This window comes from Haloferula sp. A504 (assembly GCF_044385805.1).
Lineage (GTDB): Bacteria > Verrucomicrobiota > Verrucomicrobiia > Verrucomicrobiales > Akkermansiaceae > Haloferula.
In genome coordinates, this window is record NZ_JBISBU010000030.1 from 37,810 (window position 1) to 61,854 (window position 24,045).

General features: G+C 63.9%; 21 protein-coding genes and 1 tRNA gene. 18 read left to right on the top strand and 4 right to left on the bottom strand.

The genetic code is table 11. The features are described from left to right. The first annotated feature begins 11 nt into the window (after positions 1-11). The 3 genes from ACG2LG_RS14210 to tnpA all read left to right on the top strand — a co-directional run bounded on the left by ACG2LG_RS14210 (position 12) and on the right by tnpA (position 4,288). Positions 12-398, top strand: coding sequence for a four helix bundle protein (locus ACG2LG_RS14210; protein WP_396260018.1), 387 nt, complete (start codon positions 12-14; stop codon positions 396-398). A 116-nt stretch (positions 399-514) separates the two neighbouring features. Continuing rightward, entirely contained in the window at positions 515-3,649 is a 3,135-nt protein-coding gene (locus ACG2LG_RS14215; protein WP_396260020.1) for an efflux RND transporter permease subunit, read from the top strand. 186 nt (positions 3,650-3,835) lie between these two features. Then, the gene (tnpA, locus tag ACG2LG_RS14220) at positions 3,836-4,288 is read left to right on the top strand and encodes an IS200/IS605 family transposase (protein WP_396260022.1); all 453 of its coding nucleotides are present in this window, start codon (positions 3,836-3,838) and stop codon (positions 4,286-4,288) included. 192 nt (positions 4,289-4,480) lie between these two features. Here tnpA and ACG2LG_RS14225 read toward each other — a convergent pair whose 3' ends face one another. Next, entirely contained in the window at positions 4,481-6,445 is a 1,965-nt protein-coding gene (locus ACG2LG_RS14225; RefSeq protein WP_396260024.1) for a glycosyltransferase, read from the bottom strand. Positions 6,446-6,631: 186 nt separating this feature from the next. Between ACG2LG_RS14225 and aroC the strand changes: the two genes are divergently transcribed. From aroC to ACG2LG_RS14275, 10 genes are all read left to right on the top strand, one after another. Then, positions 6,632-7,717: a chorismate synthase gene (aroC, locus tag ACG2LG_RS14230; protein ID WP_396260025.1), complete on the top strand. Its 1,086-nt coding sequence runs from the start codon at positions 6,632-6,634 to the stop codon at positions 7,715-7,717. 16 nt (positions 7,718-7,733) lie between these two features. Further along, positions 7,734-8,513, top strand: a complete 780-nt coding sequence (locus ACG2LG_RS14235; protein ID WP_396260027.1) for a hypothetical protein — start codon at positions 7,734-7,736, stop codon at positions 8,511-8,513. 70 nt (positions 8,514-8,583) lie between these two features. After that, positions 8,584-10,038, top strand: a complete 1,455-nt coding sequence (gene gatB / locus ACG2LG_RS14240) for an Asp-tRNA(Asn)/Glu-tRNA(Gln) amidotransferase subunit GatB (protein WP_396260029.1) — start codon at positions 8,584-8,586, stop codon at positions 10,036-10,038. Positions 10,039-10,203: 165 nt separating this feature from the next. Next, positions 10,204-10,992, top strand: a complete 789-nt coding sequence (locus tag ACG2LG_RS14245; protein ID WP_396260031.1) for a ThiF family adenylyltransferase — start codon at positions 10,204-10,206, stop codon at positions 10,990-10,992. 216 nt (positions 10,993-11,208) lie between these two features. Continuing rightward, on the top strand, positions 11,209-11,964 hold the full coding sequence (locus ACG2LG_RS14250) for a YdjY domain-containing protein (protein ID WP_396260032.1): 756 nt from the start codon (positions 11,209-11,211) through the stop codon (positions 11,962-11,964). Then, a complete protein-coding gene (locus tag ACG2LG_RS14255) occupies positions 11,961-13,124 on the top strand; it encodes a prenyltransferase/squalene oxidase repeat-containing protein (RefSeq protein WP_396260034.1) in 1,164 nt (387 codons plus the stop codon). The genes ACG2LG_RS14250 and ACG2LG_RS14255 overlap by 4 nt, the downstream gene beginning before the upstream one ends. Before the next feature lie 87 nt (positions 13,125-13,211). Then, complete coding sequence (pgsA, locus tag ACG2LG_RS14260) at positions 13,212-13,808, top strand: CDP-diacylglycerol--glycerol-3-phosphate 3-phosphatidyltransferase (protein WP_396260035.1); 597 nt, start codon at positions 13,212-13,214, stop codon at positions 13,806-13,808. A gap of 71 nt (positions 13,809-13,879) precedes the next feature. Then, the gene (gene der / locus ACG2LG_RS14265; RefSeq protein ID WP_396260037.1) at positions 13,880-15,265 is read left to right on the top strand and encodes a ribosome biogenesis GTPase Der; all 1,386 of its coding nucleotides are present in this window, start codon (positions 13,880-13,882) and stop codon (positions 15,263-15,265) included. Between the two features lie 30 nt (positions 15,266-15,295). Beyond that, positions 15,296-15,679: a GxxExxY protein gene (locus ACG2LG_RS14270; RefSeq protein WP_396260038.1), complete on the top strand. Its 384-nt coding sequence runs from the start codon at positions 15,296-15,298 to the stop codon at positions 15,677-15,679. 63 nt (positions 15,680-15,742) lie between these two features. After that, a complete protein-coding gene (locus tag ACG2LG_RS14275; protein ID WP_396260053.1) occupies positions 15,743-16,717 on the top strand; it encodes an ABC transporter ATP-binding protein in 975 nt (324 codons plus the stop codon). A 58-nt stretch (positions 16,718-16,775) separates the two neighbouring features. Here ACG2LG_RS14275 and dnaN read toward each other — a convergent pair whose 3' ends face one another. Then, positions 16,776-17,873: a DNA polymerase III subunit beta gene (gene dnaN, locus ACG2LG_RS14280; RefSeq protein ID WP_396260040.1), complete on the bottom strand. Its 1,098-nt coding sequence runs from the start codon at positions 17,871-17,873 to the stop codon at positions 16,776-16,778. A gap of 282 nt (positions 17,874-18,155) precedes the next feature. On the opposite strand from dnaN, the gene ACG2LG_RS14285 reads away from it, so the two are divergent. Genes ACG2LG_RS14285 through ACG2LG_RS14305 form a run of 5 tightly spaced genes read left to right on the top strand, consistent with a single transcriptional unit; the run spans position 18,156 to position 22,124 of the window. After that, a complete protein-coding gene (locus tag ACG2LG_RS14285) occupies positions 18,156-18,914 on the top strand; it encodes a (Fe-S)-binding protein (protein WP_396260042.1) in 759 nt (252 codons plus the stop codon). Positions 18,915-18,939: 25 nt separating this feature from the next. Continuing rightward, on the top strand, positions 18,940-20,334 hold the full coding sequence (locus ACG2LG_RS14290) for a LutB/LldF family L-lactate oxidation iron-sulfur protein (RefSeq protein ID WP_396260043.1): 1,395 nt from the start codon (positions 18,940-18,942) through the stop codon (positions 20,332-20,334). Between the two features lie 53 nt (positions 20,335-20,387). Continuing rightward, the gene (locus tag ACG2LG_RS14295) at positions 20,388-20,771 is read left to right on the top strand and encodes a GxxExxY protein (protein ID WP_396260045.1); all 384 of its coding nucleotides are present in this window, start codon (positions 20,388-20,390) and stop codon (positions 20,769-20,771) included. A gap of 52 nt (positions 20,772-20,823) precedes the next feature. Continuing rightward, positions 20,824-21,435, top strand: a complete 612-nt coding sequence (locus ACG2LG_RS14300; protein WP_396260047.1) for a lactate utilization protein C — start codon at positions 20,824-20,826, stop codon at positions 21,433-21,435. 50 nt (positions 21,436-21,485) lie between these two features. Further along, on the top strand, positions 21,486-22,124 hold the full coding sequence (locus tag ACG2LG_RS14305; RefSeq protein WP_396260048.1) for an RNA polymerase sigma factor: 639 nt from the start codon (positions 21,486-21,488) through the stop codon (positions 22,122-22,124). Positions 22,125-22,143: 19 nt separating this feature from the next. On the opposite strand, the gene ACG2LG_RS14310 is transcribed toward ACG2LG_RS14305, so the two are convergent. Beyond that, positions 22,144-22,218 (bottom strand) — tRNA-Gln (locus ACG2LG_RS14310). A 72-nt stretch (positions 22,219-22,290) separates the two neighbouring features. After that, positions 22,291-23,550: a PQQ-binding-like beta-propeller repeat protein gene (locus tag ACG2LG_RS14315; RefSeq protein WP_396260050.1), complete on the bottom strand. Its 1,260-nt coding sequence runs from the start codon at positions 23,548-23,550 to the stop codon at positions 22,291-22,293. Positions 23,551-24,045: the final 495 nt, after the last annotated feature.

Sequence of the window (24,045 nt, forward strand, 5' to 3'; positions counted from 1 at the left end):
ATTTCCTCCCGATGTTCAGTCACGAAAGACTCGACGTGTATCGGAAAGCGCTGGAGTTCATCGAGTGGCTCGCCCCACTGCTTTCTCGACTCGCAGAGGCACCCACACCGACGGGCGAACTAAGGAGCCAGCTTGACCGCGCAAGCCTTTCCATCCTGCTCAACATTGCCGAGGGAAACGGAAAGCGTAAGCCAGCACTCCGGGCGAGGTTCTTCGATGATGCCCGGGGCTCCGGCACCGAGTGCGCTGCGTGTCTTGATGCCGCCGTTGCCAAAGGGCTCTGCAATCCCTCCGAAGTGCGTCCGGGAAAGTCCCATCTCGACCGAATCGTGGCAATGCTGACCAAGCTCATCGCCCTGAACGACTCCGTTTCCGCTCCTCCAAAATCCCCATCGTAATCCCCATCGTAATCCCCATCGAAATCCGATACCCGCCTCAATAGCCCGCACTTCCTTTCACCGTCTTCGATTGCGATCCCGATTGCGATTGCGAGTGAATCGCCATTTGTCACCCCATGTTCAGCCTCTTCTTCATCAAGCGACCGGTCTTTGCCGCGGTCATCTCGATCGTCATCACGGTGATCGGCGCGGTGTCCCTGCTCAACCTGCCGGTTTCCCGCTACCCGAATCTCGCGCCGCCGACGATCTCGATCTCCGCCTTCTACCCCGGTGCCGACGCCCGGACGGTTTCCGACACGGTCGCCGCGACCATCGAGAAGGAGGTCAACGGCGTCGAGGGCATGATCTACATGTCCTCGGTTTGCGGCAACGACGGCAGCATGAGCCTGACCGTCACCTTCGAACCCGGCACCGATCTCGACACCGCCAACGTGCTCGTCCAGAACCGCGTCGCCAAGGCCGAGCCACGCCTGCCGGAGGAGGTCAAGCGCACCGGCGTGACCGTGCGCAAGCGCTCGACCGACACGGTGATGTTCATCGGGCTGACCTCGCCCAGCGGCGTTTACGACGCCGCCTATCTCTCCAACTACGCCAACCTGCGAATGCGAGACGAACTGTCGCGCGTTCCCGGCGTCGGCGACGTCACCGTGTTCGGCGTCGGTGAGTTCAGCATGCGGGTGTGGCTCGACCCCGACCTCCTGCGCGCGCGGAACCTCGCCGCCACCGACGTGCTCGCGGCGATCCGCGAGCAGAACATTCAGGTCGCCGCCGGCCGCATCGGCGGTGCGCCGACCACCCCCGGCACCGCCTTCGAGTACATCCTCTCGACCCAGGGCCGGCTCTCCGAGGTCGAGGAGTTTGAGAACATCATCGTCCGCACCGGCGACGAGGGCGGCACGATCCGCCTGCGCGACGTCGCCCGCGTCGAACTCGGCTCCGACACCTACTCCTTCAGCTCCAAGCTCAACGGCGTGCCCGGCACCACCTTCGCCATCTATCAGATTCCCGGTACCAACCTGATCGACGTCGCCGCCGGCGTGCGGGAGAAGCTCGCCGAGTTGGCGAAAAGCTTCCCCGGCGACCCCGAAGCAGAGGTTCGCGATGTCGAGGCCAAGGTCGTTTACGACGCCACCGATGTGATCACGGCCTCGATCAAGGAGGTGGTGATCACCCTCTTCGCCACCCTCATCCTTGTCGTCCTCACCGTCTTCCTCTTCCTCCAGAACGCCCGCGCGACCCTGATTCCCACCATCACCATCCCGGTGGCTCTCATCGGCACCTTCGCGGTGCTGCTGGCGATGGGATTCTCGCTCAACATCCTCACCCTCTTCGGCTTGGTGCTGGTGATCGGCATCGTCGTCGACGACGCGATCATCGTCGTCGAGAACACCTTCGTGCACCTCGAAAAGGGGCTTTCCGGCAAGGAAGCCGCCGCCGCCGCGATGAAGGAGGTTTCGGGTCCGGTCGTCGCCACCACCCTGGTGCTGCTCGCCGTCTTCGTGCCGACCGCCACCATGACCGGGATCACCGGCACGATGTTCAAGCAGTTCGCCGCCACCATCGCCATCGCCACCGTCTTCAGCTCGATCAACGCGCTCACGCTCAGCCCCGCCCTGTGCGGCATTCTGCTCAAGCCGGGCAACAAGGAGCCCCGCGGCCTCTTCAAGGCCTTCAACCGCTCGATCGAGGCGTCCAACTCGGGCTACCGCAAGGTCGTCCGCCTCGCGCTGCGCTTCGCACCGATCGGTGTGGCCGCCTTCATCGCCATGACCGGTGGCTCGATCCTCGGGCTCGGCAGCCTGCCCACCGGCTTCGTCCCGCAGGAGGACGAGGGCTACTGCATGGTGGCGGTGCAGCTTCCCGACGGTGCCACGCTCGACCGGACCCTGGACGTGATGGCGAAGGTCGAGAAGATCGTCGCCGACACCGAGGGGACCGTCGACTGCCTCTCGATCGCCGGCTACTCGGTCATCGACGGCGCCGCCGGGGCCAACAACGGCTTCTGCGTGGTGACCTTCAAAAACTGGAGCGAACGCGGCGATCCCGAACTCCACCAATCCGCCATCCTCCAGAAGCTCCAGCAGAAGCTGTTCTCGATCCAGGAGGCCGGGGCCTTCGCCTTCGCCATGCCCTCGCTCCCCGGCGTCGGCGTCTCGGGTGGCTTCACCTTCATGCTCCAGGACAAGGAGGGCGCGGGTCTCGACCAGCTGCAGGCGGTCGCCGGCGAACTCATTGCCACCGGCAACGCCGACCCGGGCCTGGCCGGCGTGCGCACCACCTTCCGGGCCAGCGTGCCGCAGATCTACGTCGATATCGACCGCGAGCAGGTCAAGCGCTCCGGCGCTTCCATGACCGAGGTTTTCAACACGATGCAGGTCCACCTCGGCTCGGCCTATGTCAACGACTTCACCCTCTTCGGCCGGGTGTTCAAGGTCACCGCCCAGGCCGACGCGCCCTTCCGCGACCAGCCCGACGACATCGATGCGCTGCAGGTGCGGGGGAAAGACGGTCGCATGATCCCGCTCGGTGCCGTCGCCGAACTGAGGGACACGCTCGGTCCGCAGAGCGTGACCCGCTTCAACATGCTGCCCGCTGTGAAGATCCTCGGGGATCCCGCGCCCGGCTTCAGCTCCGGTGAGGCGATGAACCGGATGGAGACCATCGCCAACACCACCCTGCCACCCTCGATGACCTTCTCGTGGTCGGAACTCTCGTTTCAGCAAAAGCAGGCGGCGGCCGGTCTCGCAGCCATCTTCGGCTTCGCCATCCTCATGGTCTATCTGGTCCTCGCCGCGCAGTATGAGAGCTGGACGCTGCCGATCTCGGTGTGCCTTTCCGTCCCGACCGCTCTGCTGGGGGCCGTGGTCGCGATCAAGATGCGCGGCATGGAGAACAACGTCTATACCCAGATCGGGATCATTCTCTTGATCGCGATGGCGACAAAGACCGCCATCCTGCTGACCGAGTTCGCCAAGGTGAAGCGCGACGAGGGCCTCAGCATCTTCGACTCCGCCGTCGAATCGGTCCGGTTGCGCTTCCGCGCGGTCATGATGACCGCCCTCTCCTTCGTCCTCGGCGTCATTCCCCTGCTCATCGCCTCGGGTGCCGGTGCGGAGTCGCGCAAGGTGCTCGGCACCGCCGTCTTCGGCGGCATGCTCGCCGCCACCGCCGTCTCCCTCGCCGCGGTGCCGATGCTCTACTACGTCGTCCAGAGCATCAGCGAGCGCCTCGGCAGGAAGAAGGAATCGTGATGCAGCGCGTCTCCGGTCGCCCCCCGGCATGCCGGGAAGATCCGGACAGACAACCCGTCCCGGCCCCACCCGCGGCCCGGTCCCGAAGGGACCACCCATCCCAGCCGGGGCGCTTCAGCCCCCGTGAACACGGCCTCGCACCGGATTTTCGTCGCGATGCGACGACCCAACTCTGTATGCTTCTCCATGGCTTCAACCCTCACGCAGCTTCTCTATCATGGCATCTGGTCAACCAAGGACCGTGCACCTCTCATCACCCGGGCAATCGAAGAGAATGTGTGGAAGATCCTCGCATCCGTCGCCACCCACAACGAGATACATGTCATCCGCGCCGGAGGCATCGACGACCACGTCCATGTCTTGATGCGAATCCCGAAGACGATGTCCGTGGCGGACGCGATGCGCCGGATCAAGGGAGGCTCTGCAAAGTACATCAACGAAGAACGCCTGTGCCAGGGCCGGTTCGGGTGGCAGGATGGATACGGCGCGTTCAGCGTCAGCGCATCGTCGGTTCCAGCGGTGACTGCCTACATCGCCAGCCAACGCGATCACCACAGAATGCGGGGATTTCAGGACGAGTTCCTCGACTTCCTCGAGAAGCACGGCGTCGAATACGATGAACGCTACGTTTGGGGCTGAGCCGGATTGCCACGGATGTCTCGTCGGTTCCCGACGAAAATGCCTCTACCGACTCGACCGGGGGCTGAAGCGCCCCGGCTTGGATGAACGGTCCCTTCGGGACCACCTCGGCTTGGAGCGCCGAGGCACCAAGGATCCCTCAAGGCATCAGATCGCCTCGGCCCGCTCACACCCTGACGGCTCCTCCCCCACTCACGCGGGAAGGCCGATCTTGAGGTCCGGACCCACCCTGCGTTCCTCCCGACTCCCCTCCCGTGCCTCCCTCGCCAACTCCTCAATGAAGTCCTCGTAGCGAAGGAGCTCGAGGCGCCCGTCGTGGTGCTCGACGATGGCGGTGAGACTTTCGACCCAGTCGCCCGAGTTCAGGTAGCGCACCCCCTCGATCTCCTTGTCCTCGGGCGTGTGGATGTGTCCGCAGATGATCCCATCGCACTGTCGCCGCCGCGCATACTGCTGGAGCTGCTGCTCGTAGTTGTCGACGAAGCTCACCGCCGACTTCACCCGCGCCTTCACCTTCTTGCTGAGCGAGAAGTAGTCCTTCCCCATCCAGGCCCGGTAGCGATTGTAGCCCCGGTTGATCTTGAGCAGCGTGTCGTAGCCGATCGCTCCGAGCCACGCCAGCCAGCGGTGGTTGGTCGAGACGCTGTCGAAGCCATCCCCGTGGACCACCAGATAGCGTTTCCCGTCCGGTCCCTGGTGGATGTGCTCCTTGACGAACTGGATCCGCCCGAAACCCAGCGGCAAAAAGCGGTCGAGGATGTCGTCGTGATTGCCGCGGCAGTAGATCACCTGGGTCTCGTCCTTTTCCATCTTCTTCAGCACCTTACGGATGAAGCGGCTGTGGCGCTTGCGCCATTTCGACCCGCGGCGCAGGGCCCAGCCGTCGATGATGTCGCCGTTCAGGACCAGCTTGTCGCAGCGGGTGTGCTTGAGGAAATCGGTGACCTCGTGGACCTTGGAGTCGGGCGTGCCGAGGTGGATGTCCGATAGGAAGATCGTGCGGTAGTCGCGACGCTTGAAGCGACGCTTCAGCTTCCGTGTGACCGGGGATGGACCCGCCGCTTCGGAAATCTCCCGGAGCTTGCCTTCGAAGACATCGATCACCTGGTCCCAACCGAGCGACAGGACCGAGTCCCGCGCACCCGCCCGCATCTCACCCCGCCAGTGCCTCAGGGCATCCACCGCGAGCTCGGCATACTGGGTCGAATCACCCTTCACGGCCTTGAGCCCGTTGCTGCCGTGCGCGACATACTTTGCCGCTGCGGCATAGTCGTAGCTGACGGTCACGAGACCCGACGCCATGCCCTCGAGCAGGACATTTCCGAAGGTCTCGGTCTCACTCGGAAAGAGCAGGATGTCGGCCGAAGCGTAGTGCCGCGCCAGGTCCTCACCCGTGCGCACACCCGCGAAATGGACGTGCCGGTTCCGCGCCTCGAGTGCCTCGCGACTCGGGCCGTCGCCGACGCAGACGCAGCGGAGATCGGGGACCTTCGCCCGCATGCGACGGAAGCACTCCATCGCCAGCGAAAGATTCTTCTCCGGAGCCAGCCGTCCGACGACGATGGCCACCGGCGATCCCTCCCGCACACCCCATTGCGCGCGCAGGGCCGCGCAGCGTTTGGAGGGAGCATAAAGTTTGGTGTCCACTCCCCGACCGAGAAGCGTCACGTTGTTGAAACCCTCGTGGTCGAGCATTTCGACCACATCAGCGGTCGGAGCCATGGTGACCGCCGCCCGACGATGGACCCGCTTGAGGTAGCTCATGGTCGCCGGTTGGAGACCGCCGAGGCGATACTGCTCCATGTACTGGTGGAAGTTGGTGTGAAAGCCGGCGGCAACGGGAATGCCGAGCAGGTTGGCCGCCTTGATCGCCGACATTCCCAGCGGACTCTCGGTCGCCACGTAGATGGCATCCGGACGCCGCTTCAGCCACCGGCGGCGCAGCTTGAAGGGCCCCGGCAGTCCGATTCGCACCTCCTTGTATCCCGGCAGGCGAATCGACCGCGCCCGGGTCTCGCCCTGTCTGCCCTCCCCGCCGGTGCGGATGATGTGGACCAAGTGGCCCCGGCTCCGCAGCCCCTCGCAAAGCCTGCCAAGGGTCATCGCGACTCCATTGACGTCGGGAGCGAAGGTGTCCGTGACGATGTCGATTCTCATCTGATTACTTAAGATTGCTTAACCAACGGATTCGTTTATCTCCCCAAGCACCCGTGCGTCGCATCCCAAAGCGGGGGCGATTTCGTCACATCCGGAATTTCGTGCCGGCCCGGACTCCCGTCGTTTCGGGCGGCGCGGATGGAATTCGCACTTCGCAGATTCAGCACCCCGCCTACACTACGCGCCATGTCCTCCAGCTTCGGTCAGCTCTTCCGCATCCATACCTTCGGAGAATCCCACGGAGGCGGTGTGGGCGTGATCATCGACGGCTGCCCGCCCCGGGTGCCGCTCAGCGTCGAGGACATTCAGCGGGAGCTCGATCGGCGCCGGCCCGGCCAATCGGAGATCGTCACCCCGCGCGACGAGGCCGACTCGGCAACCATCCTCTCCGGCGTGCAGGACGGCATCACCCTGGGCACCCCGATCGCGGTGGTCGTGGCCAACAAGGACCAGCGCCCGGGCTCCTACGATGAGATGGCCGTCAAATACCGCCCGTCGCACGCCGACTACACCTACGACGCCAAATACGGAGTCCGCTCCATCTCCGGTGGCGGGCGCGCCTCGGCACGGGAAACGATTGGCCGCGTCGCGGCGGCGGCGGTTGCCCGCAAGGTGATCGCGAGTCTCGTGCCCGAGTTGGAAATTCTCGCCTGGGTCAGCCGGATCCACGACATCGAGGCCCGGGTCGATGCCTCGTCCGTGACCCTCGACCAGATCGAGTCGAACATCGTCCGCACCGGCGACCCCGAGGCCGCCGAACGGATGATCGAGCGGATCAAGCAAGTCCGGTCGGAGGGAAATTCGATCGGCGGTGTGGTCGAGTGCGTCGTGCGCCACTGTCCGCCGGGCCTCGGTGAACCGGTCTTCGACAAGCTCGAGGCTGAATTGGCCCGGGCGATGATGTCCCTCCCGGCGACCAAGGGTTTCGAGATCGGTTCGGGTTTCGCCGGAACCTACATGACCGGCAGCGAGCACAACGATCCGTTCCGAATCGTCGACGGCAGGGTCCGCACCACCAGCAACCGCTCCGGGGGCATCCAGGGCGGCATCTCCAACGGCGAGGACATCGTGTTCCGCGTCGGCTTCAAGCCCACCGCCACCATCATGACGCATCAGGACACCGTCACCAGCGGGGGTGAAAACACCGAACTCAAGGGCAAGGGCCGCCACGATGCCTGCGTGCTGCCCCGCGCCGTCCCGATGGTCGACAACATGGCCGCCCTCGTGATCTGCGACCACCTGCTCCGCCAGCGCGGCCAATGCGGGCTCTGACCTCTGTCTTCTCCGCGTGGACTCCATTCCGCAAATCAGCCTCGGGACCGCCGCCCTGATCATCTTCGGCGCGATCGCCAGCCTCGCCATGCTGCGCGGACTCCTGCGGATCCTGTGGGGCACCTTGGTCCTGTGTCTCGCCGGCCTCGCCGCCTTCCTGTCATGGAAGTACGCGCCGGCGATCTCGCGCGAGGTTCTCGGGCACGAGGTGTCCGCGCTTTCATGGGTGCTGCCGCTGGCGGCGTTCGTTCTGTCGGCCGTGCTCCTGCGCTTGCTGGCGCAGGGTCTCTTCGCCCCCTTGCGAAAGCCCAACAAGGAGGTCGCCGAAAAGAACCGCCGGTCCCCGATCCGCTGGGCGTTCACCCTCCTCCTCAGTCTGATCCCCACCGCCCTCCTGTGGTTTGGTGGCGCCACGATCCTGCGGCACGCGGGTTCGGTCGCCGAGATCCGCACCTTCGTCGAGTCGGGCGACATGCCGGACCACACCGCCTTTCTCGCCGAGTTGAAGAAGAGCATCGATGTCGCCGTCCCCGCCGAATGGTTCTCGCGTCTCGACCCCCTCGCCGACGAAGCCCGGCTGAACCTTGCCAAGCTGATCTCCGTCGCCGATTACCCGCCACCCAAGGCGATCCCCGTCCTTGAGGAAACCCAGATCCGTGAACTGATCCTCGCCGATCCCGACCTCCGCCAGCTCGCGAAGGATGGCCGCTATTCGGAGATCCTGCGCGACCCCCGCCTCGACCGCCTGCTCGAGAACGACAACCTCCGCCAGATCCTCTCCAACGCCGACCTCTAGCACCCACCCAATTGTCCCCTTTCCCGAATTTCAGCGTTTCAGTCTTTCAGCGTTTCAGCATTTTCTCCCCATGAGCTTCCTCGTCACCATCGGTCTCGAAGTCCACTGCCAGGTCAAGACGAACACCAAGATGTTCTGCGCCTGCCAGACCTCCTTCGCCGACGAACCGAACACCCACACCTGCCCCGTCTGCCTCGGTCTCCCCGGCGCGCTCCCCGTGCTCAACCGCCACGCGATCGAGAAAACCCTGCTCGCGGGACTCCTGCTCGACTGCGGGTCACCCGAGATCTCGAAGTGGGACCGGAAGAACTATTTCTATCCGGACATGCCGAAGAATTACCAGACCACGCAGATGGACCTGCCGCTGTGCCTTGCCGGAGAGGTCCCGGTGTATGAGTTCAACTACCCGACCGACGTGCGCAAGAAGATCGCCCGTCCCGACCTCAAGGTCCGCCTCAACCGCATCCACCTCGAGGAGGATGTCGCCAAGTCGACCCACCTCGGCAATTCATCGATCATCGACTACAACCGGGCCGGCACGCCGCTGATGGAGATCGTCACCGAGCCCGACATCGAGTCGTCGGCCGAGGCCTTCGCCTTTCTTCGGTCGTTGCAGATGATCCTCCAGCAGGGCGGCATTTCCGACGCCGACATGGAGAAGGGTCAGCTCCGCTGCGACGTGAACATCTCCATCCGCCGCAAGGAAGACGACCCGCTCGGCAACCGCATCGAACTCAAGAACCTCAACTCGATCTCGGCCGTCCGCCGTGCCATCGACTACGAGATCGACCGCCAGTGGGAGGATTTGCAGCAGGGCGTCGAACAGGTCCAATCGACCCGGCGCTGGGATGACGACCGCGGCGAATCCCAGCTGCTCCGGACCAAGGAGGATGCCCACGACTACCGCTATTTTCCCTGCCCCGACCTTCTCCCCATCCACACCGCACCGCTGCTGGAAAAGGTCCGCCCGCTTCTCACCGAGCGCCCGCATGAACGCGCCGAGCGCTACGAAAAGGACTACCAGATCACCAAATACGACGCCTCGGTGCTCGCCGCGGACGTGCCCCTCGCCAACTACTTCGAGGCGCTGGCCTCAAACGAGAAGGTTCCCGGCAAGAAGGCGGCCAATTTCCTGCTCAATGTTTTCCTCGGCCTGCTCAACGAGCGTGAGACCGCGATCGACCAATCTCCGGTGAGCGCCGGGAAAACCGGCAGCCTTCTCGAGCTGGTCGAGTCCGGCCAACTGGCCTTGAACCAGGCCAAGGAAGTTCTGCTCAAACTGCTCGAATCACCCGATGGCGAACCGGCGGCGATCGCCAGGGAAATGGGCTTCGAACCCGCCGACGCCGGCGAGCTCGAAGCCTTCTGCGACGAGGCCATCGCGGCCAATCCCCAGCAGGTCGCCGAGATCCGGGCCGGGAACGAGAAGTTGGTGAACTTCCTGACCGGCCAGGTGATGAAGCGATCGAAAGGCAAGGCCAACCCGAAGCAGGTCACCGAGATCCTGCGGAGCAAGCTGCTGTAGGCAGGCGCCGGCTTCGGGCGGCAGCGACCACCCAGTGAAGCCTCCTCCCGCGGAGCATGGGCGGGCAATCTGAGGAAGCGGGTTCCACACTTCGTTCCTGTGCCGTCCTCCCTGCCCACCCACTCCAGAGTTGGCGCGGCACCACGAGGACCTCATTCTCTCCGGGTGTCCGACGCCTATCTCAGTCGCTTCTCCGGCATCGCCCGCCTGTATGGCGAGGCGGCTCTCCACCGTTTCCGCACCGCCCATGTTGCGGTGGTGGGGCTCGGCGGGGTCGGGTCCTGGGCCGCGGAAAGCCTCGTCCGCTCGGGCATCGGCCGGCTGACGCTGATGGACGCCGACGACCTTTGCGTCACCAACACCAACCGGCAGCTCCACGCCGTCGAGGGCAATATCGGGAGACAGAAGACATCCACCCTCGCCGAGCGCCTTCGCACCATCAATCCGGGGGTCGAGCTGGAGGAAATCCACGCCTTCTACTCGCCATCAACCGCCGGCGACTTCTTCTCCACTCCTCCCGATGCGGTCGTCGATGCGATCGATGCACTTCGCGCCAAGTGCCACCTCCTCGCCGGCTGCCATGCACGCAATGTCCTGGTCGTCGCGTCGGGAGCGGCCGGTGGACGTCGCGATGCCACCTGCATCCGCATCGCCGACCTCGCGCAAACCAGCCGCGACCCGCTGCTCGCCGCGGTTCGCAAACGCCTGCGCACCGAATTTGGCTTTCCCAAGGCCCCGGAGAGGGGTGCCGTGCCCGACTTCGGCATCGACGCTGTTTTTTCCGATGAACCCCCGGTCTTTCCGACCTGCGACGGCGGGATCAGCTCCGAGCGCCCCGAGGACCTCCCGGGCAGCATCGGCTGCGATGCCGGCTATGGATCGGTCACCCACGTCACCGCCACCTTCGGCCTCGCCGCGGCCGGCCGCATCCTGGAACGGCTGGCCTCCGGCTGACCCACCGCGCCCCCCCGGGAAACCGAAAAAGCCGGCCTGCAAAACGACGAACAGCCCTGATCCTCAGCCCATGATAGCGGATGCGATTCTGCAAAGGAGCGTGCGGAATCACAGGGGCGGCAAGCCGCTTGAAGTGGTTTCACGAGTGTCCGGGGACCAAAAAAGGCTCCAAGAGATCTCTGGACGGATGCGTTGATGAAGCGTTCCTTGGTCGTGATGAAACTTCCGTTGCAATGGCTGTGGATCGCCATGGCCTCCGCCACCCTGATGGCGGAGGAGTCAACCGGGCGTGCCCCGGTGGAACCCGATCGGCTTCCGGCCCCCGACCAGGAGGTGGCGGAGGTCACTCCGGCGATCGAGAAACTCGAGGACGGGCAGATGAAGATCGGTCAGGTCACCTTCGATCCCAGGAGCCGGCGGATCCGTTTTCCCGCCGCCATCAACCAGACCGAGGGTCTGCTCGAGTTCCTGATCGTTCACCAGAACGGCAAGATCCACGAGTCGCTGCTGGTCACCGACATTTCGGCGACGAACCTGAACCTCGCCTTCAAGCTGCTCCGCTACAAGGCGTCCCGCGAGCTCTACTACAAGCTCGAGGCGGACGGCACCCACACGAGCGAGTTCCAGGAGGCGACTCCGGAGGAAAAGCGGGAATCCCGGATCCGGATCCTGGTCGAACGGGAAGTCGACGGCCGGACGGAGTCCATTCCGGTCCGGGAATGGATCAACCACGCCACAACCGAGCAGTCCATGCCCGATTCGCCGTGGGTTTATGGAGGTTCATTCCTTTACAACGGTCGATTCGTGGCCGAAAGCACTGGAGATCTGGCCGCAATTTTTCTCAGCAACACCGCATTGATCAATTTTTCCGGAAAAGACAACGAACTCGACGAAGTATGGCTTCCTCATCCAACCCGTGTTCCTCCCGAGGGAACTCCCGTCACCGTCATCATCGAACCCTACAAGTCATGAAAAGCAGAACACTCCTTCCCCTTGTGACCCTGGGCCTCGCCGGCTTGGTTCCGGCCCAGGATCTTCCGCCCAATCCCTACCTTTCGCTGCAGAACGAAATGAAGCAGGCGATCGCCCGCGGCAACGCCTACCTGGTCGGCCAGCAGCATGAGGATGGCTACTGGGGCGATCCGGAGCTTCCCGCCCTCACCGCCCTCGCGCTCACCTCGGTGGTGCGCGATCCCAGCTTCGACATCGGCAGGCCGTTCCCCGACAACATCAAGAAGGGCTTCGAATGGCTGGTGGCCCAGCAGAAGGAGGACGGTGGCATCTACAACCGCGGACTCGCCACCTACAACACCGCGACGGCCGTGACCGCCCTGGTCGCCTCCGGCCGGGACATCTACGAGCCCGCCATCGTCCGGGCCCGCAAGTTCCTGATCGGCGAGCAGTGGGACATCGGCAGCGAGGGCGAAGCCGACAACAAGAACGACGGCGGGATCGGCTACGGCTCCAAGAACGACCACACCGACCTATCCAACACCTACCTGGCCATCGAGGCCCTGGCCCTTTCCAAAAAGGTGATCGAGGACGGGAAGTTCGGCGACCAGCCCGAGCTCGACTGGGACGCGGCGATCACCTTCCTCTCGCGCTGCCAGAACCTCCCCGGAACCAACGACCAGGACTGGGCTTCGGACAATCCGGAGGATGTCGGTGGGTTCATCTACACCCCCGGCAGCTCCAAGGCGGGTGAGCGGGACCTCGGCGACGGCCGCGTCGCGCTGCGCTCCTACGGCTCGATTTCCTACGCCGGACTGCTCTCGCTCATCTATGCGGAACTCAAGCCGGACGACCCGCGTGTCGTCGCCGTGAAGAAGTGGCTCGGGAAGAACTTCACCCTCGATGAGAATCCGGGCATGGGTGCCGAGGGCCTCTATTACTACTATCAGGCCATGTCGAAGGCCCTCTCGGTCGCCGGCATCGACCGCCTCGTGCTCGAAGACGGCTCCACCGTCGACTGGCGCAGCAAGCTCGCCTCCCGCCTGCTCACGCTGCAACGCGAGAACGGTTCGTGGGTGAACGACAACGGCCGCTGGATGGAGTCGAATGCGATCCTCGTCAGCTCCTACACCATCATGGCCCTCGAGCAGGTTTACTACTCGATTCCGGGCCGCCCCTGAGAGGGCTTCCGGGCTGAGAACTCAGGCCGCCGTCGCGGGGATCGTTCACTCCTCGCCACGGCGGTCATTTTTTGATATGGGTCGGCCATGACCCTCGCCAGCAAGATCACGCTGGGCCGGATCTTCCTGGTGCCGGTGTTCGCGGTACTGGCGATCTACTACGGAATCAGCATCGAGGCGGGACACCCCGAGGAGTGGCTTCGCTGGTCGGCCCTCGCCGTGTTCATCGTCGCCTCGGCCAGCGACGGCGTCGACGGCTGGATCGCGCGGCGCTTCAATCAACGCTCCCGCTTCGGGGCGATCATCGATCCCATCGCCGACAAGTCGCTGCTGCTGACCGCGCTGATCACCCTGAGCCTGGTCGACTGGGGCCCGGATGGCTGGCGCATCCCACTGTGGTTCACCGCCGTGGTGATCGTCCGCGACATCATCATCGTCGGAGGCATTGCCTTCATTCATTTCATGAACGGCCACGCCGAGGTCCGGGCCCAGTGGAGTGGCAAGGTCTGCACCTTCGCCCAGATGTTCGCCCTCGGCTGGGTCATGCTGCGGGTCGTCCCCTTCTCGCCGATCTACCCCTGCCTGTTCGCCACCTTCTTCTGCGTCTGGTCGGGAATCGCCTACTTCCGGGCAGGCCTCCGCCAACTCGGCGATGCCCACCACGAACCGGGATCCGACTCCTGAGCACCGCTGGAATTTCGGGTTTTCGGTTTTTCAGCATTTCAGCATTTTGGTTTTTCAGCGTTTACTCCCCCATGCCAACCGTCGCCATCGTCGGACGTCCGAACGTCGGGAAGTCCGCCATCTTCAACCGCCTCGCGGGACGGAGGATTGCGATTGTCCACGATCAGCCCGGGGTCACCCGCGACCGCCTCTCCGCCCCGTGCCACGCCACCCAGCACCCCTGCACCATCATCGACACCGGCGGGATCGGCGCGACGCTGGACGACGGCTTCGCCGCGCAGGTGACGCTGGAGGCCGACATTGCCATCCAGACGGCGGACCTCATTCTTTTCGTGGTGGATGCCCATGAAGGGCTCACTCCCATCGATCAGTCCCTCGCCGAGAAACTGCGCAAGGCCGGCGTTCCGGTGGTGCTCGTGATCAACAAGGTCGACGACAAGAAGCACGAGAACGCCTTCGCCGAGATGAGCCGGCTCGGACTGGGTGACGGGATCGGCGTTTCCGCCGAGCACGGCAAGGGCTTCGGCAAGCTCACCGCCGAAATGGACCGGCGGATCGAACCGCTTGCCAGCGAAATCGAGGAAGCGGTGGAGGAAGCCGTTGAGAGCGGCATCCGCCTTGCGATCGTCGGCAAACCGAATGCCGGCAAGTCCTCGCTCGTGAACGCCATTCTCAAGGACGAGCGCACCATCGTTTCCGAAATCGCCGGCACCACCCGGGATGCCGTCGACCTTCCGTACGAAGTGGACGGGCAGCTCTTCACGCTCATCGACACCGCCGGGCTCCGGCCCCGCTCGCGCCGCGACTCATCGGTCGAGGTTTTTTCCGCCATGCGCTCCGAAAAGGCGATCCGCCGGGCCGACCTCTGCCTCCTGGTCATCGACCTCGCCTCGGGGATCAGCGCCCAGGACCGGAAAATCGCCCGGCTCATCCTCGACGCGAAGAAGCCTTGCCTGATCGTGCTCAACAAGTTCGATCTGTTTCATCCGGACGGACGGATGAACGACCGCCGGAAGGAAGCCGAGGAGCAGGTCAAGCGGGAGCTGTTCTTCCTGCACTACGCGCCCTTCGTCAGCGTCTCCGCCAAGGAGGGCACCGCCGTGGAGCAGATTTTCAAGAAGACGCTGTGGATCCAGAAGGGAGCCCGGAACGTCCCCACCACCGGAACCCTCAACCGCTTCCTCCAGCACGCCTTCGAGGCCAACCCGCCACCGACCGTCGGTCGCGGCACGCGCCGGCTCAAGCTCTACTACGCGACCTGCGCGGTGAACGAGCGCTACTCGACCATCCCGGTCCCGACCATCGTGCTTTTCGTGAATGACAAGACCCTGATGAACTCCAGCTACGAACAGTATCTGGCCAACCGTTTCCGGGAGTCCCACCCTTCTCCCGGGATCCCGGTTATCTTCTCCGTCCGCTCCCGCCGCCGCACCGAGCGCGAGCCCAACCACGGATGAACGCGGATGGACACGGATGATTCTCCAACCATGGCAGCCGACGAATCCAACCTGCTTTTTGCAGACGAGACCCGGAGCATCATTGGAGCGGCAATGGCCGTCCACAACGAGATCGGACACGGCTTTCGAGAGAAAGCCTACGAAAACGCACTGGTCGTGGCCTTCAAAGACTCTGCCATTCCGTGGAAGCAGCAAGCTCGATTCCCCATCCATTTCCGTGAAGTGAAGGTCGACGAGTTCGTACCGGACCTCATCGCCTTCGATAAAATCATCGTCGATACCAAGACCATCCAACGGATCGGATCCGTTGAAGTCGGCCAGATGCTCAACTACCTGCGTGTCACCGGACTCCAACTTGCCATCATTTTGAACGTCAAGAACCCCAAGCTCGAATTTCGCAGAGTGATGCTGTGATGCCCGAGGGCAGAAAAAATCCGTGTCCATCCACGTTCATCCGTGGTTTCCATTCCAAAGACCATGCCGCTTCTCGACGTTCAGAATCTCACCACCCGTTTCCACACCCGGAACGGAATCGTCCATGCCGTGGAAGACGTGTCGTTCCAGGTCGAGGCCGGACAGACGCTCGGCATCGTCGGCGAATCCGGCTCGGGAAAATCCGTCACCTGCTATTCGCTGCTCGGACTCATTCCCCAGCCCCCGGGGCGCATCCATGGCGGCAAGGCCATCTTCGACGGCACCGACCTCCTGTCATGCAGCGCCCGCGAGCTGCGCCGGATCCGCGGCAAGCGGATCTCGATGATCTTCCAGGACCCGATGACCTCGCTGAATCCCTACATGCGGATCCGTGACCAGCTGGTCGAACCCCTCGAAATTCATGAGGGGTTGCGGGGAGCGAAGGCCCTCGACCGGGCGGTCGAAGCCCTCGCCGAAGTCGGGATTCCGGAGCCGGAAAAGCGGATCGACGCCTACCCCCACGAGTTCTCCGGCGGCATGCGCCAGCGGGTGATGATCGCCATGGCTCTGATCACCCGGCCCGAACTGCTGATCTGCGACGAGCCGACCACCGCACTCGACGTGACGGTTCAGAAACAGGTGCTCGACCTCATCCGCGACCGCCAGCGGGATCTCGGCACGGCGGTCATCTTCATCACCCACGACCTCGAGGTCGTCTCGCAGGTCTGCGACCACGTCAACGTGATTTATGCCGGGCGCATTGTCGAAGCAGCCACGCGCTCCGAGCTCTTCCGCGAACCGCTCCATGCCTACACCCGCTCGCTCCTGCAGAGCATCCCGGCGCGGCATTCGCGGGACGAGGAACTCTACACGATCCCGGGCCTTCCGCCCGACATGTCCAAGCCGCCCGCCGGCTGTGCCTTCCAGCCGCGCAACCGCCTCGGCGATGCCGCGAGATGCGTGACCGATCGCCAGCCCGAGCTCACCGAGGTCAAGCCCGGTCATTGGGTGCAGGATTGCCCCGGGTGCCTGGCGTGATGGCAGAGCGCGGGTAGGAAACACCGCATTCACCGCGGACGGCTCCCGCCGCCATTCGTCAACTCGTCACGCGCATCGGCATGATGACGTAGAGGAAGCTGCCGTCGATCCGCACGACCCCGGGGCTCATCTCATCGATCAGGTCGAGATAGACGGTTGCTTCATCGAGATTCTGAAGCGGGGCCTTGAGGAACTCGGGATTGAAGGCGATCTGCAGGTTCTTCCCTTCGTAGGGAACCTCGAGGGTTTCCTGGGCTTCCCCGACGTCCGGACTGTTGGCGGTCACCTCCACCTTGTTGCCGCCGAAAACCAGCTTCACCGAGTTCGATTTGTCCGAAGACAGCAGCGAAACACGGCGGACCGTCTCGAGCATCGCCTCGCGCGGCAGCTCGACCCGTTCGCTGGAATCGCCGGGAATGACCTGGCGGTAGTTCGGGTAGTTGCCCTCGATCAGCTTGCTGACGAGCAGGTGGTCGCCGATCGTGAACGAAATCTGGCTGTCGCTGAGCTGCACCAGCACCTCACCCTCGGTGCCGAGCAGACGCTGCAGCTCCTGCACGGCCTTGGTCGGCACGATCACATCGACCTCCTGGCTCGCCGGAAACTCGAGGTCGTTCTCGACCATCGCCAGGCGCCGCCCGTCGGTCGCCACCAGGGTCAGCTTGCCCTCGCGGAACGAGGTGTAGATGCCGTTGAGCACGTAGCGGGTCTCGTCGGTGGAAATCGCGTAGGCCGTCTTCTTGAGACCGTCCCGCAGCATCTGCTGGGGAATCCGGTACTCCTTGGCGCCGTCGAAGTCCGGCAGCGGCGGAAAGTCGTCCTGACCGAGGCCGATGATCTTGAAAAACGAGGGGCCGCAGGAGATCGAAGCCACGTTCTTCGCGTCGACCGAGATCTCGACCTCGCTGGCGGGCAGCTCGCGGATGATGTTCACCAGCCGCTTGGCCGGGAGCGTGGTCGCCCCGTCCTTGCTCACATTCGCGTCGACCGCGCCCGTGATCCCGACATCGAGGTCGGTGGTCGTCAACTGCAGGCGGCCGTTCTCCGCCACCAGCAGCACATTGGAGAGGATCGGCAGGGTCGTGCGGGTGCTGACCACGTGCTGGACTTTCTGCAGACCGTCGAGAAGGGCCTCTTTGGATACCGTGAACTTCATTGCGAAAGCGGGCGCGGTTGAATCGTGCGCCACGGGCATGCTCGACTCTTTCGCAAAGACTTGGCAAGCCTTCGTTTGGGGCTTGTTGATGGTTTGTCCAATCCGCAGCGCTCACTGAATTTCAAAAACTTTCGCAAGTTATTGAGGCTGTGAGGCCGTCGTTCGCAGGTCCGGAGCCGGGGCCCGGACGCACCGCCGATCTGGCGGTGAATTTTTCCTGAAGGAAACCTTTCTTATTCAGCGGTTGCCCGACCGACAGCGAACTCATAGGTTCACGCATCGATGCCCACGCTGTCCGAACGCCCCGCCGGCAAGAAGGTGCTCCTGATGGCCACCTGTCTCTGCGATGCCTTCTACGACGATGTCGCCAAAGCCACCGTCGAAGTTCTCGAACACCTCGGCGTTGAAGTCGGATTTCCCGAGAACCAGACCTGCTGCGGCCAGCCCGCCTTCAATTCCGGCGACTGGAAGGCCTCGAGAAAGGTGGCGCGTTTCACCGCCGATGTCTTCAAGGGCGAACTGCCGGTCATCGTCCCCAGCGGCTCCTGCGCCGCCATGCACTTCCACGGCAACCGCCTGCAGTTCGAGGACTGCCCCGACCCCGCCATCGACTCGCTGGCGGACCGCACCTGGGAGCTGATCGATTTCATCGTCAATGGACTCGGCGTCCGCGAATGGCCGGGTCGCTTCGAGAAGCCCACGCGCATCGCCTTCCACCGCTCCTGCCACCTTCGGGGCTCGAATTCGGGGGAGGCAATCCATTCGCTGCTCTCGAGCATCGGGAACGCCGAGGTCGTCCCCTTCGGCCAGGACGAGCAATGCTGCGGCTTCGGCGGGACCTTCTCGGTGACCTTTCCCCACATCTCGGGCCGCATGGGCTCGCTGAAGCTCGACCACATCCTCGATGCCCAACCGGACCTCCTGGTATCCGGCGACATGTCGTGTCTGATGCACCTCACCGGCCTGGCCCGGGTCCAGGGCCGCCCGATCGACCACCGGCACGCCGTGCAGGTCCTGCGCGACACGCTGATCCCCTCCTGAACACCCGCCAACTTTCATTGCCACCATGGTCAATCGCCAGCCCATCGACGTTTACGCGCACGACATCGGCGAGGAGAAGCAGGCTTCCGTCCTGAGCGGTTCCGCCTCCAGCACCGAGAAGCGCCTGTCCGCCCTGTTCAACGACTACGACGACCCCAACGCGCTCCGAAAGCTTGCCGGGGGGATCAAGGACCACACCCTCCATCACCTCGACCGGTATCTCGAGCAGACCGAGGCGAGCCTCAAACGGAACGGCGGCCACGTTCACTTCGCCGACACCGCCGACGACGCCCGCGAGGCCGTGCTTTCCATCCTCAAGGAACGCGAGCTCACCCGGCTCACGAAGTCGAAGTCGATGGCCTCCGAGGAAATCCACCTCAACGACTACCTCACCGAACAGGGCATCGAAGTCCTCGAGAGCGACCTCGGGGAGTTCATCATCCAGCTCGATGGCGACACTCCCTCGCACATCGTCCGGCCGATCATTCACAAGAACCGACGCGAGATCGCCCGAAGCTTCCAGCGTGGCGGCATCGCCACCGACTACAACGACGACCCGGAGACGATCACCCGCCGGGCCCGCGTCCATCTGCGTGAGAAGTACATGCAGGCCGAGGCCGTCATCACCGGCGGCAACTTCATCAGCGCGGAGTCGGGGCGCGTCGTGCTCGTCACCAACGAAGGAAACTCACGCTTCGGCATGGCGCCCTCGCGGGTCCACATCGCGCTGGTCGGAATCGAAAAGCTGGTCCCGACCGACCGGGATCTGGCGGTATTCCTGAACCTTCTCGGGCGCTCGGCCACCGGCCAGCAACTGACCGTTTACACCGAGTTCATCAGCGGTCCGAAGGACGAGGGCCAGCCGAGCGGACCGGAGGAAATGCACGTCGTTCTGATGAACAATGGCCGGACCGACGTGCTGGCCTCCAACTGCCGGGAAATCCTCCGCTGCATCCGCTGCTCGGCGTGCCAGAATGTCTGCCCCGTGTACCGCCAGGCCTCGGGCCACGCCTACCGCAGCCCCTACGGCGGCCCGGTCGGCGCGGTTCTCTCCCCCATCCTCTTCGGCGACAAGTTCCCCGAACTGGCGGACCTCCCCAAGGCCTCGTCGCTGTGCGGCGCCTGCAACGAGGTCTGCCCGGTCGACATTCCCATCCCGGACCTGCTGCTGCGTTTGCGCGACAAGGCCAAGAGGGAGCACATCCCCCAGCCCGGCGACCTTCCGATGGCCCCCTTCGCCACGCTCGCCACCTCGCCGGCCATCTGGCGCACCGCGATGACGATGAGCAAGGCGATGAACCATCTCCCGATCCACGTCGCCCCGGTCCGGCCCCTGCAGGACTGGCTCGGCCAGCGCACCCTCCCCGACTGGCACGGCGGCGACTTCCGCAAATGGCTGAAGTCACGCCGCGAGAACTGACGGCGCATTTCACCACAGAAGCGCAGAGTTTACGCTGAGAACGCAGAGGTTGAATGAGTCCCTATCCCCATACGGATCTGACACGTCGAATCATCGGCGCCGCGATCGCAGTTCATAAGGAATTGAAGCCCGGGCTTGATGAAAAGATCTACGAGCGGGCACTCTGCATCGAACTCGCAGATCAACAGATTCATTTCGAGCAACAGCCCGAGTACGAGGTGCGCTACAAGGGACACTTCATCGGATCCAAGCAACCCGACCTGATCGTCGAGAGAAAGGTCATCGTCGATGCAAAGTGCGTTGAGGCCTTCACATCCGCTCATGAGGCCCAGATGCTCGGGTACCTGAATCTCACCGGCCTCGATCTCGCGCTGCTCCTGAATTTCAAAGTTTGGCCTCTCGGAAAGAAGCGAATCATCCAAACTCTCAAGAAATAGCCTCTGCGACCTCAGCGCCTCTGCGGTCAACCCAAAGCTTTCCCAACCTGCCATGTCCCGCGACACCATATTCTCCAAGATCCGCTCGGCGATCTCCGAACTCGACTGCAAAGCCGAGCATCCGGGATTCGAGGACGACACCATCGTTTCCTCCTCCCGGCTCGGCAGTGACTCGCCCAAGGCAGCCTTCAAACGCAACTTCGAGGCCGTCAACGGGCGGGTCATGAACTCATGCGACGAGGTCGTCGCGTTGCTCCACGAGCAGGGACAAACCCACGGCTATTGCGATCCCGAACTGATGGAGTCCGTTGGCCAGCGACTGGTCGATGCCGGTCTTGAAGTCGAGACCTCCTACGACCGCGAGCGCTACGACGACTACGCCTTCGGCATCACCCGGGCCACCGGAGCCATCGCGGAGTCGGGCTCGCTGATCCTCGACGACGCGAAGACCTCCGACCGCCTGGCCGCCCTCTCGCCCTGGGTCCACGTGGCCGTGTTGCGGGAGTCCGAGATCCTGCGGACGATCCCCGAGGCACTCGGTCGCCTGAATACCAGCCGCAACATCATCTGGGCCACCGGCCCGTCGAAGACCGCGGATGTCGAAGGCATCCTGATCGAGGGCGTCCACGGACCGGGCGAGCAGATCGCCCTGTTCGTCGATTGATCGCAACCCGGCGCAACTTCGATCTCGCCACCGGGTTCCTTCCGTGAACCATGGAAATGACCGCCCTCCAGGTCGGGCAGTTCGACATGCCGGAGCCGAAGACCCAGCCATCGCTCGATCTCGACAACGAGCGCGACATCGCCCTGATGACGCGCGTCGGGGCGGGTGACGAGCAGGCATTCCGTGAATTGGTCGAGCGCCACCAGCACGCGGTGGTAGGAACCATCGCGAAGATGCTTCGCGACCCCGTCGAGGCGGAGGACCTCGCCCAGCAGGTGTTTCTCCGGATCTGGAAGCACGCGAGTCGCTGGAAGCCCGAGGCCAAGTTCACCACCTACCTTTTCACCATCACCCGCAACCTGGTCTACAACGAATCGCGTCGTCGGTCACGACGGCGCGAGGTGTCGGCGGACGAGCGCCACGACGAAAAAGGCTACGAACCCGCCGGCGAAACCCGCTCGGAACCCGACTCGGAGGTGGCGCGCGCCGAGATGCACGACGAGATCGATGCCGTCATCGCCTCCCTGCCGGAGGCCCAGCGCACCGCCGTGATCCTCTACTCCTACGAGTCGATGCCCTACGAAGAGATCGCCGAAATTCTCGAAACCTCCGTTTCCTCGGTGAAGAGCCTGCTTTTCCGGGCGCGGTCCACCCTCAAGGATCGGCTTTCCCACCTGCTCGGCTACTGACTGCCCCGGAGGATAAGAGTGGCAGCCCCCCCAGGACTCGAACCTGGAAATACTGAACCAAAATCAGGTGTGTTACCAATTACACTAAGGGGCTCTTTGCCGGCGGCGCGCGGAAACTAGGAAGCGCGCCCGCGTTTTGCAACCTGGAAATTCATCCCGATCCGGATCATTCACCGAAGGCGAAAAGGTGCTTCGCGCCCCGCAGGAGGAGCAAATCACCCGCCAATGCCGGCGACGCGATCATCCCCTCGCCAATTTCATTGGTGGTGACCTCCGTCAGACCGTCGGCGGTCAACCTGGCAGCAAACACCACGCCATCCTCGCGGGGGAAGTAGATCCGGTCCCCGACCACCAGCGGGGACGCGTAGAAGGTCTGGGCTCCCTTCGGCAGCAGTGACTCCCACTCCACGTCGCCCGACCGGGCGTCCACGCAGAACACCTTTCCTCGCTCCTTGCCCCGATCCACCAGCACGATGGCCTTGTCCTTCCAGGCCACCGGGGAGGCGGCATCGGTGCCCATGCCTTCGTTCTTCCACAGCATCGCGGATTTCGTGATGTCCCCCTCCCCGCCGAGTTTCACACCCGCCAGAAATTCCCCGCGGCCGTAGGGCACCACCGCCACGCCATCCACGACCACGGGTGAGCCGATCACCCGCCACATGCCCTTCTTCTCCGGGTTGAATCCCGCGCAGGTCCAGAGCAGACGTCCGTCGTCCGCCGCATGACCGGTCAGGTGGTCGGCGCCGTGGGAAATGATCGTTTCAATACCGTCGATCTTGCGGACATGGGGCGTCGTGTAGGCATCCCCCGACTCCGTTGCGACGTCGAAGTCACGCGGTGTCTTCCACAGCTCCTTGCCGGTCTTCGTGTCGAAGCAGATCAGGTTCGACGGACCTTCGGTCTGCATCACGGCCAGCACCAGACCCTTGGAGGTGAGCACCGGGGAGGTCCCGACGTCCCACCACAGCTTGTCCTCGCCATAGGTGTCGAACACGTTCAGCGACCACAGCACCTTGCCGTCGAAATCGAGCGCGCCCAAGGCCCCCGACTTGAAATACACATAGAGCCGCTCACCGTCGGTCACCGGCGACGAGTTCGCCGAACTCCCGACCCGCTGACCACGGCCCGGTCGCATCTCTCCGAGCGTGGTTCGCCACAATCCCTTGCCCTTCAAATCGAGCGCCACCACCCCGTCCTTGCCGTCGATGGCCGTGGTGAGGAAAATCTTCCCGTCGGCCACCACCGGCGTCGAGTTCGCCCGACCCGGAAGTTCCGCCTTCCAGCGCAGGTTCTTCTCCGGCGAGAGGCTCTCCAGTTCCGGCCCGTCACCGACAAAGCCCACGCCACCCGGACCGCGCCATTCCGGCCATTCGGAAGCCGACAAGACCCCGATTCCGAGACATCCAATGATCCAGTAATTCCTCATGGTGCCGGGATACTCCGCCAGCTTCCAGAATCTCTCAAGTTCAGATCACAAACTCGTGGCGGCCGATTCCATCTGGCAGGCCAGGGATTCCCGACGCCCTGGCCACGCCAGCCCGGGCGTTTCGCTTTCCCGGCTCACTTGCTCGGGTTGGGTTGCTGGCTTTGACAAGAGAAGTTCCAAGCCGAGACTTGGCAACGGATACCGGGTGGCGGGATGCTTGGTGATGAGGAGCGAGGATCGGAGGGGGAAGGCTTCCAGCGGGGAGGCGGTCCGGAGATTGTTCGCGTTACCGCGAATCCCGTAGTTGAGGAGGCTTGTTGCGAAATGCGAAATGCGAGGGCCCCATCCACACCGCGGGCTGGGCGGGTCTGCCAAGGCATCGGGAACTGCCTGATGCCGTCTCCGGCAAACGACGCCGGAGGCGTCACAGGAGGGTAGCCGGGGGTCGAACCCGCGACAGCGGGGAATACCCCCGGTTCACGCCCCGCCATCACC